Origin of the sequence: Pseudomonas sp. THAF187a (genome assembly GCF_009363395.1) — a bacterium.
GTDB classification, from domain to species: Bacteria; Pseudomonadota; Gammaproteobacteria; order Pseudomonadales; family Pseudomonadaceae; genus Aquipseudomonas; species Aquipseudomonas khazarica.
In genome coordinates, this window is sequence record NZ_CP045349.1 from 2,661,969 (window position 1) to 2,677,888 (window position 15,920).

General features: G+C 64.2%; 14 protein-coding genes and 1 pseudogene. 8 read left to right on the forward strand and 7 right to left on the reverse strand.

Annotation, left to right across the window (positions count from 1 at the left end; translation table 11 throughout):
• The first annotated feature begins 311 nt into the window (after nucleotides 1-311).
• The 8 genes and pseudogenes from FIV02_RS12435 (at nucleotide 312) to cobA (ending at nucleotide 10,249) form a co-directional block, all read left to right on the forward strand.
• The gene (locus FIV02_RS12435) at nucleotides 312-1,673 is read left to right on the forward strand and encodes a CmpA/NrtA family ABC transporter substrate-binding protein (protein ID WP_047585689.1); all 1,362 of its coding nucleotides are present in this window, start codon (nucleotides 312-314) and stop codon (nucleotides 1,671-1,673) included.
• A gap of 52 nt (nucleotides 1,674-1,725) precedes the next feature.
• Nucleotides 1,726-2,718 carry an ABC transporter permease gene (locus tag FIV02_RS12440; protein WP_152488784.1) on the forward strand — a complete coding sequence of 331 codons (993 nt, stop codon included), beginning with the start codon at nucleotides 1,726-1,728 and terminating at the stop codon, nucleotides 2,716-2,718.
• Between the two features lie 15 nt (nucleotides 2,719-2,733).
• Nucleotides 2,734-3,528 carry an ABC transporter ATP-binding protein gene (locus FIV02_RS12445; protein WP_037047650.1) on the forward strand — a complete coding sequence of 265 codons (795 nt, stop codon included), beginning with the start codon at nucleotides 2,734-2,736 and terminating at the stop codon, nucleotides 3,526-3,528.
• 97 nt (nucleotides 3,529-3,625) lie between these two features.
• The gene (locus FIV02_RS12450) at nucleotides 3,626-4,315 is read left to right on the forward strand and encodes a polysaccharide lyase family 7 protein (protein WP_047585695.1); all 690 of its coding nucleotides are present in this window, start codon (nucleotides 3,626-3,628) and stop codon (nucleotides 4,313-4,315) included.
• Between the two features lie 48 nt (nucleotides 4,316-4,363).
• Nucleotides 4,364-4,810, forward strand: a complete 447-nt coding sequence (locus FIV02_RS12455; protein WP_037047655.1) for a thioesterase family protein — start codon at nucleotides 4,364-4,366, stop codon at nucleotides 4,808-4,810.
• A gap of 676 nt (nucleotides 4,811-5,486) precedes the next feature.
• Nucleotides 5,487-6,692: pseudogene (locus FIV02_RS12460) on the forward strand (NAD(P)/FAD-dependent oxidoreductase); the annotation flags it as partial.
• A gap of 91 nt (nucleotides 6,693-6,783) precedes the next feature.
• Nucleotides 6,784-9,495 (forward strand): nitrate reductase, encoded by a 2,712-nt coding sequence (locus FIV02_RS12465; RefSeq protein WP_152488786.1) that lies wholly within the window; start codon nucleotides 6,784-6,786, stop codon nucleotides 9,493-9,495.
• A 10-nt stretch (nucleotides 9,496-9,505) separates the two neighbouring features.
• Nucleotides 9,506-10,249 (forward strand): uroporphyrinogen-III C-methyltransferase, encoded by a 744-nt coding sequence (cobA, locus tag FIV02_RS12470; RefSeq protein ID WP_152488787.1) that lies wholly within the window; start codon nucleotides 9,506-9,508, stop codon nucleotides 10,247-10,249.
• A gap of 57 nt (nucleotides 10,250-10,306) precedes the next feature.
• On the opposite strand, the gene FIV02_RS12475 is transcribed toward cobA, so the two are convergent.
• From FIV02_RS12475 to FIV02_RS12505, 7 genes are all read right to left on the reverse strand, one after another.
• Nucleotides 10,307-11,284: an OmpA family protein gene (locus FIV02_RS12475; RefSeq protein WP_152488788.1), complete on the reverse strand. Its 978-nt coding sequence runs from the start codon at nucleotides 11,282-11,284 to the stop codon at nucleotides 10,307-10,309.
• 108 nt (nucleotides 11,285-11,392) lie between these two features.
• A complete protein-coding gene (sigX, locus tag FIV02_RS12480) occupies nucleotides 11,393-11,983 on the reverse strand; it encodes an RNA polymerase sigma factor SigX (RefSeq protein ID WP_152488789.1) in 591 nt (196 codons plus the stop codon).
• A gap of 83 nt (nucleotides 11,984-12,066) precedes the next feature.
• A complete protein-coding gene (locus tag FIV02_RS12485; protein ID WP_037047666.1) occupies nucleotides 12,067-12,891 on the reverse strand; it encodes a mechanosensitive ion channel domain-containing protein in 825 nt (274 codons plus the stop codon).
• Between the two features lies 1 nt (nucleotide 12,892).
• A complete protein-coding gene (locus FIV02_RS12490; RefSeq protein WP_371923282.1) occupies nucleotides 12,893-13,144 on the reverse strand; it encodes a CrfX protein in 252 nt (83 codons plus the stop codon).
• Nucleotides 13,145-13,193: 49 nt separating this feature from the next.
• Nucleotides 13,194-14,180 carry a zinc transporter ZntB gene (locus tag FIV02_RS12495; protein WP_152488790.1) on the reverse strand — a complete coding sequence of 329 codons (987 nt, stop codon included), beginning with the start codon at nucleotides 14,178-14,180 and terminating at the stop codon, nucleotides 13,194-13,196.
• 5 nt (nucleotides 14,181-14,185) lie between these two features.
• Entirely contained in the window at nucleotides 14,186-14,674 is a 489-nt protein-coding gene (gene rraA, locus FIV02_RS12500; RefSeq protein WP_152488791.1) for a ribonuclease E activity regulator RraA, read from the reverse strand.
• 204 nt (nucleotides 14,675-14,878) lie between these two features.
• Nucleotides 14,879-15,868 carry an alpha/beta fold hydrolase gene (locus tag FIV02_RS12505; protein WP_152488792.1) on the reverse strand — a complete coding sequence of 330 codons (990 nt, stop codon included), beginning with the start codon at nucleotides 15,866-15,868 and terminating at the stop codon, nucleotides 14,879-14,881.
• Between the last annotated feature and the right edge of the window lie 52 nt (nucleotides 15,869-15,920).

Genomic DNA, 15,920 nt, shown 5'->3' on the forward strand with positions numbered 1-15,920 from the left:
GCGCGCCACGCTCCGAAATCGGCCAGCGATCATCCTGCTGCACAGTCTTTGGGCAGTCCGCAGCAGGATCGAACACCTTGACGGAGCCGCCACTGAAGAGCCAGGTCCTTGAAAGATATGGATTTATCCGTATCCCAGGGCAGCCACGACGAAAGCTGGCAAAGGCCTTGCTAAGGAAACCCTGACCACGCTCCAGATCGCCAACGGCGGCGATTCGGGCACACCGACAAAGACGTCAAAGACTCCTCGTTGCCATCGGCAGCAGGTTGTCTGCGACGTCTTTTTTCGTTTCTGTCAGTCGAGGAAATGCCATGCTCCATCGCCTATCGCCCCGCCGCCTGTCTTCGCTGGGTCTTGCCCTGGGTCTGCTGAGCGCGCCGTTGCTGCACGCCGCCGAACCGGAGAAAGCTGAACTGAAACTGGGGTTCATCAAGCTCACCGACATGGCGCCGCTGGCCATTGCCTATGAAAAGGGCTACTTCGAGGACGAAGGGCTGTATGTCACGCTCGAGGCGCAGGCCAACTGGAAGGTGTTGCTGGACCGGGTGATCGACGGTGAACTGGACGGCGCGCACATGCTCTCCGGCCAGCCACTGGGGGCCACCATCGGCTTCGGCACCAAGGCGGATGTGGTCACGGCCTTCACCATGGACCTCAATGGCAATGCCATCACGGTTTCCAACGAGGTCTGGCAGGCGATGAAGCCACAGGTGCCAATGGCCGATGGCAAACCCGTGCATCCGATCAAGGCCGACGCGCTCAAGCCGGTGATCGAGCAGTACGCCGCTGCCGGCAAGCCCTTCAATCTGGGCATGGTTTTCCCGGTGTCGACGCACAACTACGAGTTGCGCTACTGGCTCGCGGCTGGCGGTATCAACCCCGGTTACTACGCCCCGAACAAGGGCGACATCAGCGGCCAGATCGATGCCCAGGCACTGCTCTCGGTGACGCCGCCGCCGCAGATGCCGGCGACACTCGAAGCCGGCACCATCAGCGGTTACAGCGTCGGTGAGCCCTGGAACCAGGCAGCCGTGTTCAAGGGTATCGGCGTGCCGGTGGTGGCCGACTACGCGATTCGCAGGAACATGTCGGAGAAGGTCTTCGGCGTCTCGCGCAGCTGGGCGCAAGCCAACCCGGAGACTCACAAGCGCCTGATCAAGGCGCTGATCCGCGCCGGCAAATGGCTGGATGCGGACGACAACGCCAATCGCGCCGAGGCGGTGGAGATTCTCTCGCGTCCGGAGTACGTCGGCGCCGATGCCAAGGTCATCGCCAACTCGATGACCGGCACCTTCGAGTTCGAGAAAGGCGACAAGCGCGAGGTTCCCGACTTCAACGTGTTCTTCCGCTACCACGCCACCTACCCCTACTACTCCGACGCCATCTGGTACCTGACGCAGATGCGTCGCTGGGGACAGATTGCCGACGCCAAGCCGGACGACTGGTACGTGCAAACGGCCAAGCGCGTGTTCCTCCCGGAGATCTATCGCCAGGCCGCCGCCGAGCTGGTCGCCGAAGGCCACGCGCAGGCCAGCGATTTCCCACCGGCCGATGAAGATGGCTTCCGTGAACCGCTGGCCGACACCATCGACGGCGTGGTCTACGACGGCCATCAGCCCAACGCCTACCTGCAGCAGTTCAGCATCGGCCTGAAAGGCGACCGCACGCTCTAAGCCACCAGCGGCCGCGCCTGGTCGCGGCCTCAACCGACCCGAGGACAGGACGATGAGCAACCCGAACGTCGCCACTCCGATTCAGCAGACCCTCAAGACGGCGCGTCACAGCGCCTTGCTCAAGCGCCTGGCCAGCAGCCTGATCCTGCCGGCACTGGGCATCGCTCTGTTCCTGCTGTGCTGGCAGGGGCTGGCCAATCACATCCAGACCAGCCTGGGCCAGTTTCCCGGCCCGTTGCAGGTCAGCGAGCAGTTCTCCGGGCTGATCGCCGCCCATCAGCGCGAACAGGAGAAGGCCGCCGCGTTCTACCAGCGCCAGGACGAGCGCAACGCCAGGCTGCTGGCCAGCAATCCGGCCGCCGAGGTGAAGATCCGCCCCTACACCGGCAAGCCGACCTTCATCCAGCAGATCTTCACCAGTCTCTATACCGTGGCGGCCGGGTTCGTCATCGCCTCGCTGGTGGCCATCCCCCTGGGCATCGTCTGCGGCCTCAGCAAATCGCTGTACAGCGCGCTCAACCCACTGATCCAGGTGTTCAAGCCGGTATCGCCACTGGCCTGGCTGCCGTTGGTGACCATGCTGGTCAGCGCCTTGTATGTCAGTGACGATCCGCTGTTCGCCAAGTCGTTCCTGACCTCGGCCTTCACCGTGGCGCTGTGCTGCCTGTGGCCGACGGTGATCAACACCACGGTGGGCGTGGCCGGCATCGACAAGGACCTCAACAACGTCAGCAAGGTGCTGCGCCTGTCGCCGCTCAGCCATGTGCGGCGCATCGTTCTGCCAGCGGCGCTGCCGATGATCTTCACCGGTCTGCGCCTGTCGCTCGCCACTGGCTGGATGGTGCTGATCGCCGCCGAGATGCTCGCGCAGAACCCGGGGCTGGGCAAATTCATCTGGGACGAGTTCCAGAACGGCAGTTCCAATTCACTCGGGCGGATCATGGTGGCGGTGATCGTCATCGGCCTGATCGGCTTTGCCCTCGACCGTCTGATGCTTCTGCTCCAGCGCCTGTTCAGCTGGGACAAGAACGCCGTACTGCGCTGACCCAGGAGAACCGCCATGAGCCACGCCCACCTCGAACTGACCAATGTCGGCATCGATTTCCCCACCGATAAAGGCCTGTTCCGTGCCCTGCAGAACGTCAATCTGAAGATCGCCAAGGGCGAGTTCGTCTCGCTGATCGGCCATTCAGGTTGTGGCAAGTCCACCGTATTGAACATCGTCGCCGGGCTTCATCAGGCCACGGCCGGCGGCATCATCCTCGATGGCCGGGAAGTCAACGAACCCGGTCCCGAGCGCGCCGTGGTATTCCAGAACCACAGCCTGCTGCCCTGGCTGACCTGTTACGAGAACGTCGAACTGGCCGTACGCCAGGTGTTTCGCAGGCAGAAGACACGCGCGGAAATGCGTGACTGGATCGAACACAACCTGGCCCTGGTGCACATGACGCACGCGCGCGACAAACGCCCCGGCGAGATATCCGGCGGCATGAAGCAGCGCATCGGCATTGCGCGCGCCCTGGCCATGCAGCCCAAGGTGCTGCTGATGGACGAGCCGTTCGGAGCGCTCGACGCCCTCACCCGCGCGCACCTGCAGGATTCGCTGATGGAGATTCACGCCGAACTGGGCAACACGGTGATCATGATCACCCACGACGTGGACGAAGCCGTGCTGCTGTCCGACCGTATCGTGATGATGAGCAACGGCCCGGCGGCCACCGTCGGTGAAATCCTCCAGGTCGATCTCGAGCGGCCTCGGCAGCGCATGGCGCTGGCGCACGACAGCCAGTACCACGCCTACCGGGCCGCGGTGCTGGAATTCCTCTACCAGCGTCAGCAGCGCCCTGCGGCCTGACGTGGCTCTGCCGCGCCGGCTCGAGGGTCGGCGCGGTTGAACCTCTGGCCCGTGAGGGGGACGAAGAAGTGCCTTCAACCGACGAGCAGAGAGTCCCGTGCTAGATCTCACCACCTGGAACCTGTCGATTCCCACCGACCCGACGCCGACCACCATCAGTACCGAGCGCCTGAACAATGCTTACGAGAGCCGCTACTTCCGGCGCAACGCCGACGGCAGCGTGACCTTCTGGGTACCGGTGACCGGCTCACGCACGGCCGATGCCCGCTACCCGCGCAGCGAGCTGCGCGAGACCCTGCGTGACGGCAGCCTCGACAACTGGCTGCACGCCAGTTCTGACAGCTACCTGAGCGCGGTGCTGCAGGTCGACCAGGTGCCCAGTCGCAACAAGGTGGTGATCGGACAGATCCACAGCACGGACGTACCCGGCAGCCAGAACGATCCGCTGCTCAAGCTGCAGTATCACTACCTTCGCGGTGTCGGCCGCATCGAACTGCTGCTGCGCGCCCGGCCGGGCGACAGTGAAGTGAAGAACATCCTGCTGGCCGAGAACGTGCAGCTCGGCGAGCGCTTTGGCTACGACCTACGCGTCACCCCCAGCGGGCGCATCGGCATCAGCGTGTCCAGCACGGACGGCGATGCTGGCTCCTACTACCGCCAGTTGAGCAGCAGCTGGGACACCCAGTACCTCTACTTCAAGGCAGGCGCCTATATCCAGGACAACTCGGGGCCGGACAGCGAAGGCGGTCGTGTGACCTTCTACCACCTCAACAGCTTGCACCGATGAGCTGGCCAGGCGCTTACAATCACCACTTTCCCCGACAGTGACACGATCATGGCGCGCCTGACCCTCGATTTTCCCGAAGACCAGTACTGCTACAGCACCCATCTCACCGTTCGCGTTACCGACATCAACGGCGCCAACCACCTGGGCAACGACTCGATGATCTCGATGATTTCCGAGGCCCGTGCACGCTTCCTGTTCGAATTCGGCATCCGCGAGAGCGACGGCAATGGCGTGGGCATCATCGTCACCGACCTGGCGACGACCTACCGCGCCGAGGCGCATGCACGCGACCAGTTGCTGTTCGAAGTGGGCGTCATGGACTTCAACAAGTACGGCGGCGATATCACCTTTCGCATCACCCGCCCTGCCGACGGCACGCTGGTGGCCATGGCCAAGTCCGGCTTCGTGTTCTTCGATTACCGTCAGTCGAAGGTCGTGCAGATGCCGCAGGAATTCGGCGCCAAGTTCCCCAAGGTCAATCGCGTGGTCGGATAACTGACCTGTTGGCGTGACAGTTGCTGAATCCTCTGCTACGCCTTAGGGCATAACGATAAACAGCCTGTCATGCCAGGTTCATCGACGAATCGGCAGCATGCCAGGCTGACCTTGGGAGGAACCGCAATGCCAGCCATACGCAAGCGCGCTCAACGCACGGCTCTGATCGCCAGCCTCTCGGCCTGGTCCCTGCTCGCACTGCCTCTGCCCACGCACGCCACCTCGGCATCGGCGAGTGCGTTCTGCGGAGTCGTCGCAGCACTGGCAAGTCCGGCGCGCCAGGTCGAATCGATTCGCTGAAGCCAACGGCGCCGCGCACCAGATCAGCGCATCCGGCGTTGAAACAGTGCACCCGCGCCACGAGGCGAGCCACCACTCTGCCCTGAAACGCCCGACAGCAGCGGCTCGGGCGACTTGGCACAAGCGCTGCATTACTGACTGCACAACTTGATCAAAGCGCGACGCTCAACGAAGAGCGCCGCACTTCCCGGAGACTCGGGACTTGGACAAAGGCGTCCTCGCTAGGTAACTAGCGGGACGCCTTTTTTGTTGCCTGTCATTCCTGGCGGCAACCTTCCGAGTCCGGCGAGCGGCAAACAGCTCCCGGCAAGTTGCTTACCCTGGCACGCCCGGTGGGCAGCCAGCGTTACGTGATGGCGCATTCGGGAGAACCGGCGTGGAAAGACTCAAGCTGGTGATGATCGGCAACGGCATGGCAGGTGTACGCACCCTCGAGGAGCTGCTCAAGCTGGCGCCGGGGCTGTATGACATCACCGTGTTCGGCGCCGAACCTCGGCCCAACTACAACCGCATCCTGCTGTCGCCGGTGCTGGCGGGCGAGCAGGGCTTCGAAGACATCATTCTCAACGACCTCGACTGGTATGCGAAGAACGGCGTCCGCCTGCAACTGGGGCGCAAGGTGGTGAAGATCGATCGCCAGGCACGCCGGGTAGTGGCCGATGACGGCAGCCAGGCGCCCTACGACCGCCTGTTGATCGCCACCGGCTCCAGCCCGTTCATCCTGCCGATCCCCGGCAACCGGCTCGACGGGGTCATCGGTTACCGCGACATGGCCGATGCACGCATGATGATGGACACCGCCAGGACCCATCGACATGCCGTGGTCATCGGTGGCGGCCTGCTCGGCCTCGAGGCCGCCAATGGCCTCAAACTGCGCGGCATGCAAACGAGCGTGGTGCACATCGGCGAATGGCTGCTGGATCGTCAGCTGGATCGAAGCGCCGCAGCGCTGCTGCAGGCGTCGCTGCAGGCGCGGGGGCTGAATCTGCTGCTGGGCAGGCAGACCGCCGAGCTGCTGGACAACGGCGCCGGCCGTGTACGCGCCGTGAAGCTCGCGGATGGTCAGGAAATCCCCGCCGACCTGGTGGTGATGGCTGCCGGTATCCGCCCCAACATCGAACTGGCGCAGAGCGCCGGCCTTGCCTGCAATCGCGGCATCGTCGTCGACGACACGCTGCAGACCTACGACCCGCGCATCTACGCCATCGGCGAATGCGCCGCTCATCGCGGTGTCGCCTATGGCCTGGTGGCACCGCTCTACGAACAGGCCAGGGTCTGCGCCAATCACCTGGCACAGCTGGGTTTCGCGCGCTACCCGGGCTCCGTGACAGCCACCCGGCTCAAGGTCACCGGCATCGAGCTGTTCTCGGCCGGCGACTTCATGGGCGCGCCAGGCACCGAAAGCATCACGCTCCGCGACCCGCTCAACGGTATCTACAAGAAACTGGTGATCGAGGATGACCTGCTGGTCGGTGCCTGCCTGTACGGCGACACCGCCGATAGCGCCTGGTATCTCCGGCTGATCCACGAGAAACGCCACATCGGCGAGCTCCGCGACGCACTGATGTTCGGTGAACTCGCGACACGCAGCCAGTCCGCCCACAGCCAGACCCGCGAGCCCACCAGACAATGCGCCTGAGCGGCCCGGCGGCCGCCCGCAAGGAGTGTCAGCAATGACCAGCCATCATGTCACCGCCTCCACCTGCTGCTATTGCGGCGTCGGCTGCGGGGTACTGATCGAACACGACGGCGCACGGATTCTCGGCGTCAGCGGTGATCCGGAGCATCCTGCCAACCACGGTCGGCTGTGCAGCAAGGGCTCGACCCTGCACCTGACCGGCGACCTCGATGCCCGCGCACTCTACCCCGAGCTGCGTCTGGGCAAGAGCCTGGCACGCTCGCGCACGGACTGGGACAGCGCGCTGGATCATGCCGCCACGGTATTCGCCGAGACCATCCGCCAGCACGGCCCCGACAGCGTCGCGTTCTACATATCCGGGCAGCTGCTCACCGAGGACTACTACGCCTTCAACAAGCTGGCCCGCGCGGTGGTCGGCACCCACAACATCGACTCCAACTCGCGCCTGTGCATGAGTTCTGCCGTCGTCGGCTACAAGCGCAGCCTCGGCAGCGATGCGCCGCCCTGCTCCTACAGCGACATCGAGCAGAGCGACTGCCTGCTGATCGCCGGGTCCAACATGGCCTACGCCCATCCCGTGCTGTTCCGTCGCCTGGAGGAGGCCAAGGCCAGACGCCCACAGATGAAGATCATCGTCGTCGACCCCCGGCGTACCGAGACCTGCGAGCTGGCCGACCTGCACCTGGCGCTGCAGCCGGGCAGCGACGTCGCGCTGTTTCACGGCATCCTCCATGTGCTGCTGCAGGAAGGCTGGATCGATCGGCACTTCATCGACGCGCATACCGAGGGCTTCGCCGCCCTGGAGCGACATGTACGCGACTATCCGCCGGCCAGGGTCGCGGAGCTCTGCCAGATCAGCCGCGCCGACCTGCTCACCTGCGCGCGCTGGATCGGTCAGTCGCCGAGCTTCCTCTCGCTGTGGTGCATGGGGCTGAACCAGTCCAGCGCCGGCAGTGCCAAGAACAGCGCACTGATCAACCTGCACCTGGCCACCGGGCAGATCGGCAAGGCCGGTGCCGGGCCCTTCTCCCTCACCGGCCAGCCGAATGCCATGGGCGGCCGTGAGACCGGCAGCCTGAGCAATCTGCTGCCGGGACACCGCGATGCGGCCAACCCCGAGCACCGTGCCGAAGTGGCCGCCTACTGGGGCATCGAACAGCTGCCGAGCACTGCGGGCCTGCCTGCCATCGAGCTGTTCGATGCGCTGCATGCCGGGCGCATCAAGGCGCTGTGGATCGCCTGCACCAACCCGGCCCAGTCGCTGCCCAATCAGCACAGGGTGCACGAGGCCCTGGCCGCCTGCCCGTTCGTGGTGGTCCAGGAAGCCTTTCGCCACACCGAGACCTGCGAGCATGCCGACCTGCTGCTGCCCGCCGCCAGCTGGGGCGAGAAGGAAGGCACGGTGACCAATTCCGAGCGCCGCGTCAGCCATGTACGCCCTGCCGTGCCGGCCCCGGGCCAGGCTCGCGCCGACTGGTCGATCACCTGCGACTTCGCCCGCCGCCTGGAGAAGCGCCTGCACCCCGAACGCCCCAGCCTGTTCGACTTCAGCAGTGCCGAGGCCTTGTTCGAGGAGTACAAATCCCTGACCCGAGGGCGCGACCTCGACCTGTCCGGGCTGAGCTACGCACGCCTGGACGAACTGGGCCCGCAGCAGTGGCCATTTCCACCCGGCGCTGATCAAGGCACCACGCGCCTCTACACAGATGGCCGCTTCCCGCACGACTCCGGCCGCGCCCGCTTCCATGCCGATCCCTACCTGGCGCCCCAGGAGCCCTGCACCCCCGACTACCCGCTGATCCTCAATAGCGGGCGCCTGCGCGACCAGTGGCACGGCATGAGCCGCACCAGCACGGCCTCCCGCCTGTTCGGCCATGTCGAAGCCGCGACACTGAGCCTGCACCCCGAGGATCTGCAGCGCCGCCAGCTGCAGGACGGCGACCTGATCACACTGAGCAGCCGCCGCGGCAGCCTGATCCTGCCGGTGCAGGCAGACGATGCCCTGCGACCTGGCCAGGCCTGGCTGCCCATGCACTGGGGCAAGCGCTTTCTCAAGGGACTGGGGAGCAACGCACTGACCCTGCCCGCCGTCGATCCGCTGTCCAGGCAGCCCGAGCTCAAGCATGCCAGCGTCGAAGTCAGCAAGGCCGACCTGCCCTGGCGCCTCGTCGCATTGGTCGAGGGCGAGGTACAGAGCCGCTTGCAGGCCCTGCGCCCGCTGTTCGAGGCGTTCGCCTACGCCAGCCTGGTACCGACCGGCCGCGAACGACCGGCACTGCTGATCCGTGCAGCCAGTGCCGAGCCTCCTGCCTCGGAGCTGCTCGAGCGGATCGATCAGCTGCTGCAGCTCAGCAGCGGACCGATCCTGGCCTATGACGACCCGAGCCGGTCCATCAGCAAGCGCGTACGCCTGGACGACGGCCGAATCAGCGGTTTCCGGCTGGCCGGCGAAACCCTCGCCGGCCAGTGGCTACGCAGCGTGTGGCAGGACGGACGACTCACAGGCGACCAACAGCGCTGGCTGCTCGCCCCCCTGTCGGCGCCACCCGGCAACGCCGGCGCAGCGCCCAGCAAGGTCCTGTGCAATTGCCTGAACGTCAGCGAGGCCAAGGTCCGCGCCGGCATTGCCAAGGGGCTCGACCTGGCCGAGCTGAAACAGACGCTCGGTTGCGGCACCAGCTGCGGCTCCTGCGTCCCCGAAATCAAGCGCCTGCTGGCCACCCGGCCAGTCGCGCAAACCCTGTGAGGAACCTGACATGAGTGCAAAAGTCTGGCTGGTAGGCGCAGGCCCCGGTGACCCGGAGCTGCTCACCCTCAAGGCGGTCAAGGCACTGCGGCAGGCCGAGATCGTCCTGATCGACGATCTGGTCAACCCGGCCGTGCTCGAGCACAGCCACGCAGCGCGCATCATCCCGGTGGGCAAGCGTGGCGGATGCCGCTCCACGCCACAGGCCTTCATTCACCGCCTGATGCTGCGCTACGCCCGCCAGGGCAAATGCGTGGTACGCCTGAAAGGTGGCGACCCGTGCATCTTCGGCCGCGGCAGCGAAGAAGCGGACTGGCTGGCCGCACGAGGCATCGAGGTGGAGATCGTCAATGGCATCACCGCCGGCCTGGCAGGCGCGACCAGTTGCGGCATCCCCCTGACCCTGCGTGGCACGGCCCGTGGCGTGACCCTGCTGACCGCCCACACCCAGGACGACAGCGCATTGAACTGGGCCGCGCTGGCGCAGAGCGGCACGACGCTGGTGATCTACATGGGCGTGGCGAAACTGGCGGACATCCGCGCGGGGCTGCTCGCCGGTGGCATGCCGGGCGAGATGCCGGTGGCGATGATCGAGAGTGCCTCGCTACCTCAGCAGCGCGAATGCCGTAGCCGCCTCGCCAGCATGCTCGACGATGCCACAGCTTTCGCCCTGAAGAGCCCGGCGATCCTGGTCATCGGCGAGGTCGTGCAGCAACGTGCCACGCTGGATCTTGCGCAGCTGGCGCACGGATGAGCGCGCAGAAAAAGAAAAACCCGGCCGAAGCCGGGTTTTCTCAGAGCGCCAGATGCATTACTGCTTGATCTGGGCTTCCACTTCGGCTTCAACGCGACGGTTGATGGCGCGGCCGGAGTCGCTGGCGTTGTCGGCAACCGGGCGAGTCTCGCCGTAGCCAACAGCGTTCACGCGCTCACCGTCCACACCGTACTGGTTGACCAGCACGTTACGCACGGCGTTGGCACGACGCTCGGACAGACCCTGGTTGTAAGCATCGCTACCGACGGAGTCGGTGTGACCTTCAACGGTGGTGGTGGTCTGCGGGTACTGGTTCATGAAGTCAGCCAGGTTCTTGATGTCACCGTAGCTTTCTTCTTTCACGCGGTCCTTGTCGAAGTCGAACTTGACGTCCAGCTCGACACGAACGGTTTCCATGGCCGGTTCCGGAGCAGGCTCGGGAGTCGGCTCGACAGCGGCGACGACCGGAGCCGGAGCCGGCTTGCTGCCACCACCGAAGTTCAGACCCACACCGACGCCGGCTTGCCACTCGGTGTCGCCCTGGTCGATGTTGTACAGAGCGTCCACGCCAGCGCGGGCATAGAACATCTCGGTGAAGTAGTACTTGGCGCCAGCGCCTGCGATAGCCAGGGTGGAGTGGTTACGACCACTGCCGTTGGCGTCGCCGATGCTCTGATGACCGAAACCGGCAGACACGTACGGACGCAGACCGGCAGTCGGCTGGCCGAAGTGGTAGATGGCCTTCAGGTCGGTCAGGTTGCCCTTGATGTTCTTGCTACCGGCAGAACCTTCGCCACGCAGGTCGTGGTACTCGCCATAGGACAGTGCCAGCTCGACTTCGTCGGTCAGGTAGTAGCCGATGCTGCCGCCGAACAGGTTGCCTTCGTCGTGAGCGAAGTCACGCTGAGAGTCGGCGAAGTAGCGATTGACGAAACCCTCCACCTCGACAGCGCCTTGGCCTTGCGCCAGCGCGCCGAAGGAAGTTGCGGCAACGATAGAGCCAATCACAACGCCCAAGGTGTTTTTTACTTTCATCCGTTAAATCCCCATCTTGGTGGTTAGTCAGTTGCCAGGTAAATCAGTCGGCAACTTGGCGGCGATTTTATCAGGTCTCGCCATCCCCTTAGTGGTCGGAAAGCTGAACTAAGTTTCGGAAGTTTCCGAAAATTTATCCCGCAACCGATCCAATGCTCGCTTGTAGCGCATCTTCGTCGCGCTCAAGCCCATGTGCATGATGTCTGCAATCTCTTGAAACTCGAGTTCTGCAACAAAACGCAACACGAGAATCTCTCGGTCGATCGGATTGACATGGACCAGCCAGCGGTCCAGACCGCCTCGCTCCTCGACCTTGGGAGTCTTTTCGTCGGACGCTTCTTCAAGTGGATCCAAACTTAAGGCGTCAATCAATCGACGCTTACGCCGCTCTTTTCGATACTGCGTAATGCACTCGTTGTAGGTAATGCTGTACAGCCAGGTCTTGAACTTGGATTTGCCTTCGAAGTTCTTCAGGCCATAGAGCACTTTAAGCATGACTTCCTGACAGACATCATCAGCGTCCCTTTCGTTCCCTAAATAACGTGCGCACACATTGAATAACGTGCGCTGGTAGCGACGCATCAGCTCTTCGTAAGCACGCGTGATGTGAAACAGCTCGTCGTGGGCGCGCGTCACCAGCTCTTCATCGGTGAGCTCGCGGGGGTCGTAGCGCTTGGGCAGTGGCTGAGCTTTGTTCAAAACGGGTCGGGCCGACGGTCAGGACGAAAAGTGCCCGACAGGTCACACCTTGCCGGGCAGCTACATAAAATAACAGATTGGCGTCAGCGACTGTTCACGCGTTGCTCGAGCATCACTCGATTCGCGACGGATACCAGCTCACCGCTGTCGGTGAGCAAGGTGGTTTTCACCGTGCCGATCTCTTCGATCTGTCCTTCGACATCACCCACCTGCACTTGTTGCCCGACCTGGTACAACTCGCGCACATAAATGCCTGCCAGGATCTGGCTGGCGATATCCCGACTGCCCAGGCCCAGGGCCAGTGCAACCGCCAGCCCGACGGAAATCAGGACGATGGCGATGACGTTGTTGAGCAGATCGGTCTTGACTTCCAGCTGACCGATGGCCACGGAGATGCTGATGATGATCACCAGGCCCTGGGCCACGCGGCCAAGACCGTGCGCGTACTCCAGACCCACGCCTTCTGCGGCGCCACGCACCAGGCTGCTGACCAGTTGTGCCAGCAGCACGCCGGCGAGCAGCACCAGTGCGGCACCGAACACCTTGGGCAGATAGAGCGCCAGCACGTCGAGCGTGGCGGAAACCCGCTGCAGGCCGAGGGACTCCGCGGCCGAGACCAGGAAGATCAGCAGCACGAACCAGTAGACGATCTTACCGATCAGGGTCGACACCGAGGCGTGAATGCCCACGCGGGCCAGCATCTTGGTCAGGCCGGTGCCGGTCATCAGGCGATCAAGGCCGACCTTGCCCAGTAGCTTGGACAGCAGAGTATCAAGCAGCTTGGCGACGACGAAGCCGAGCAGCACCAGCACCAGCGCAACGAACAGGTTGGGAATGAAGCCGGCAACCTTGGTCCAGAGTGCGGTCATCGCGGAAATCAGGCTTTGGGTCCAGGGGTCGAGTTCCATTTCAATCAGCCTTATCAGCAGCAGCAGAGGATTGGGTACGGCGCGAAACCGGCGCCACATGCGCCGAACCGTTGTTCAAGGCGATCATCAAGGCCTGTGCCCAGTGCCCCATCAGGCTGAACAGATCGCCCGCACCGACTTGTCGGTTGGCGGTCTTGAGAACCCGGTGCAGACAGGCATCGTCGTCATGGCTGGACGGCGAGGACTTGAGCAAATCGCGTAGAGATTCTTCAAATGGATCGTGCATGCGCACCTCACGGGATGTCACGGCTAGACGTCATGGCCGGGCAATGAGTCACACATCACAGCCAGCGCCAGCGGCGGAAAAGCAACAACTGCCCCACCGCCAGCAGCAGCATCAGGCCGCAGGCGACGAAGAAACCGGTGGGATTATCAGCCCCCGGAATGCCGCCGACGTTGATGCCCAGCAGCCCGGTCAGGAAGCTCAGCGGCAGGAACAGGCCGGTAATCACCGTAAAGCGGTACATGATCCGATTCATGCGCTCGCCAAGCCGACTGCTTTCCGCCTCGAGCACCAGGCCGACCCGCTCACGAATCAGCTCCAGCTCCTCCAGGTAACGCGTCAGCCTGTTGTTGAGCTCGTTCCAGTAGTCATCGTCGTCCTCGACGAACCACGGCTGCTTGTTGCGTGCCAGCTGCGCATACAGGTCACGCTGCGGCGCCAGGAACCGGCGCAGGCTGGCAGCGCGTCGGCGCACCTGCAGCATCAGGCCGTGATCCGGGCGGTAGCATTCGTCTTCGTCGAGACGGTCTTCCTCGTCATCGAGTTGCTCGCTCAGCTCGGTCACCAGGTCGTCGACGCGACTGGTCAGGTGGCGCGCCAGCTCCAGCAGCAGCTCGGAGGAGGTTCTGGGGCCCTTGCCGGCCTGCAGATCGGCGATCAGCGCGTCGGTCGCCAGCAGCGGGCGCAGACGCAGGGAGATGATGCGCCTGGCATCGGCGAAGATGCGCACCGAGACCATGTCCTCCGGCTCGGCCCCTGGGTTGCGGTTGATCCCCCGCAGAAACACCAGCAGCTCATGGTCCGGCAAGGGCAGCAGGCGCGGCCTGGTGTTCTCCTCCAGCAGCAGGTCGCAGCTGAATTCGTCCAGCCCGCTGCTCTCGCGCAGCCAGCGCTGCGCCTGCTCCTGGCTACGATCCCAGTGCAGCCAGAGGCTTTCCTGCTCGGCCAGTTGCAGGCTGTCCAGCTGGCTGCGTTCGATGCTGCGCGCACCGCCCTGCCCGTCGAGCACGAAGGCATGCAGCAGCGCGGCAGTCGGCCCCGGCATCGCACTCACTCCGGCATGGTCAGGGCTTGCGGCGACACGATGACGCCGTTGTTGTCGGCGTACAGGTACTCACCCGGCTTGAAGGTGACGCCACCGAAGGTCACTGCCACGTTGAGGTCGCCGATACCGCGCTTGTCGGTCTTCATCGGGTGGCTGGCCAGCGCCTGCACGCCGAGATCGGTCTGCGCGATCACGTCGACGTCACGGATGCAGCCATACACCACGATGCCTTCCCAGCCGTTCTTGGCCGCCTTCTCGGCGAGCATGTCGCCGAGCAGCGCACGGCGCAGGGAGCCGCCACCGTCCACCACCAGTACCTTGCCCTGACCGGGCAGGTCGACCTGCTCCTTCACCAGGGAGTTGTCTTCGTGGCACTTGATCGTGACGATCTGGCCACCAAAGGAATCGCGGCCGCCATAGTTGGCGAACATCGGCTCGACCACCTGAACCAGCTCCGGGTACGCATCGCACAGATCGGGGGTGACGTAGTGCATGACAGAACTCCTTTCGACATTGGATAAGCAAGGGCGGCTGGCGCCGGGGTCACCTTCATTGACCCGCGCTCGCCGGGACAATTCAGCGCAATGCGGCTGCGCCCAGCGAACGAGTGACTGGCAACAAATCCTGAAAATGACCGGCTGCGCCTGATGCGTCACATATTAGCGTCAAGCGCGCCACGAAGAAACGCCCGCAACCCCTCAAGCGTCCTGGCTGGCGCCTCGCTCGGCGAAGCCATCGGGCAACCGCAGGTGCTGCAACCAGTATTCGGCGAGCGGCCAGACCTCGCGCTGCGCCTCCTTGCTGACCAGCATCTCGATATGGCCGAAATCGCTGGAGAAGCCAGCCGTCTTGCCCAGCAGGAGAAACTCAGAGTCCGCCGCCGAACACTGCTCGAGCAGCTTGCGACAGGCCCAGGCCGGGTCCTGGTGGTCGCCGGCGGCACTCACCGCGAGCAGCGGCAGGCGCACCTCGGCAAGCCCGGCCCACCAGTCCCGCTCGTCGTCGGCGAAACGCCCGAACAGGCGTAACCAGCGCAGGGTCTCCAATGCCAGCCCGACGGGCTCGTCCTCGGGACCACGCTTGAGACGCCGCCCGGACAGGTAGGGAAACGCGCGCAACAACAGGCGGCTGCCCCACTCCACCGGCGGGATCTTAAGCGGCCAGTAGATGCGGCTGATCTGACTGCCGAACAGTGCTGCCGAGCGCGCCCGTGTCTCGTCGAGATAGCCACCGCCCAAGGCGGCGGCCAGGATCACCCCGCCCAGCGAGTGACCGATCCAGTGCGGCACCTGGCCGCTCTGCTCGAAGATGAAGTCGGCGATGGCCGGCAGGTCGTAACGCACGTACTGGGCCACGCTGTTGCTGCGGTAGCACTCGTTGCGCGGCGACAGACCATGACCACGCATTTCGGCGATCCATACATCGAAACCGGCCCGGGCCAGGTGCGCACCCAGGCCGATGCCCTTGGGCGAGTACCAGAAGCGTCGATTGGAGAAGCTGCCATGCAGCAGCACCACGGGCACCCCACGGCCATCCTCGTGGCGGGCCGGCCCGAGACGCGTGAGCGCCAGCTCGACACTCGGGTCCGGGCTGTTGTTGGGCTTGAGAAGGTAGATGTCCTCACTGAGGTCGCCACGCAACTCGGCGCTGATCAGAGATACCGGGAAAAGCTCACTACTGCTCTGCATGGACCACGGAGACCACAATGGCGCTGAACGGCATGCGAAAGAACTGCCGAAA

What these genes read in the sequence shown, in the direction of transcription:
- FIV02_RS12440 (WP_152488784.1), top strand. Translation starts at nt 1,726, where the DNA reads ATGAGCAACCCGAACGTCGCCACTCCGATTCAGCAGACCCTCAAGACG.
- FIV02_RS12465 (WP_152488786.1), top strand. Translation starts at nt 6,784, where the DNA reads ATGACCAGCCATCATGTCACCGCCTCCACCTGCTGCTATTGCGGCGTC.
- cobA (WP_152488787.1), top strand. Translation starts at nt 9,506, where the DNA reads ATGAGTGCAAAAGTCTGGCTGGTAGGCGCAGGCCCCGGTGACCCGGAG.
- FIV02_RS12495 (WP_152488790.1), bottom strand. Translation starts at nt 14,180, where the DNA reads ATGCCGGGGCCGACTGCCGCGCTGCTGCATGCCTTCGTGCTCGACGGG.
- rraA (WP_152488791.1), bottom strand. Translation starts at nt 14,674, where the DNA reads ATGCACTACGTCACCCCCGATCTGTGCGATGCGTACCCGGAGCTGGTT.
- FIV02_RS12485 (WP_037047666.1), bottom strand. Translation starts at nt 12,891, where the DNA reads ATGGAACTCGACCCCTGGACCCAAAGCCTGATTTCCGCGATGACCGCA.
- FIV02_RS12455 (WP_037047655.1), top strand. Translation starts at nt 4,364, where the DNA reads ATGGCGCGCCTGACCCTCGATTTTCCCGAAGACCAGTACTGCTACAGC.
- FIV02_RS12435 (WP_047585689.1), top strand. Translation starts at nt 312, where the DNA reads ATGCTCCATCGCCTATCGCCCCGCCGCCTGTCTTCGCTGGGTCTTGCC.
- FIV02_RS12445 (WP_037047650.1), top strand. Translation starts at nt 2,734, where the DNA reads ATGAGCCACGCCCACCTCGAACTGACCAATGTCGGCATCGATTTCCCC.
- FIV02_RS12505 (WP_152488792.1), bottom strand. Translation starts at nt 15,868, where the DNA reads ATGCAGAGCAGTAGTGAGCTTTTCCCGGTATCTCTGATCAGCGCCGAG.
- FIV02_RS12475 (WP_152488788.1), bottom strand. Translation starts at nt 11,284, where the DNA reads ATGAAAGTAAAAAACACCTTGGGCGTTGTGATTGGCTCTATCGTTGCC.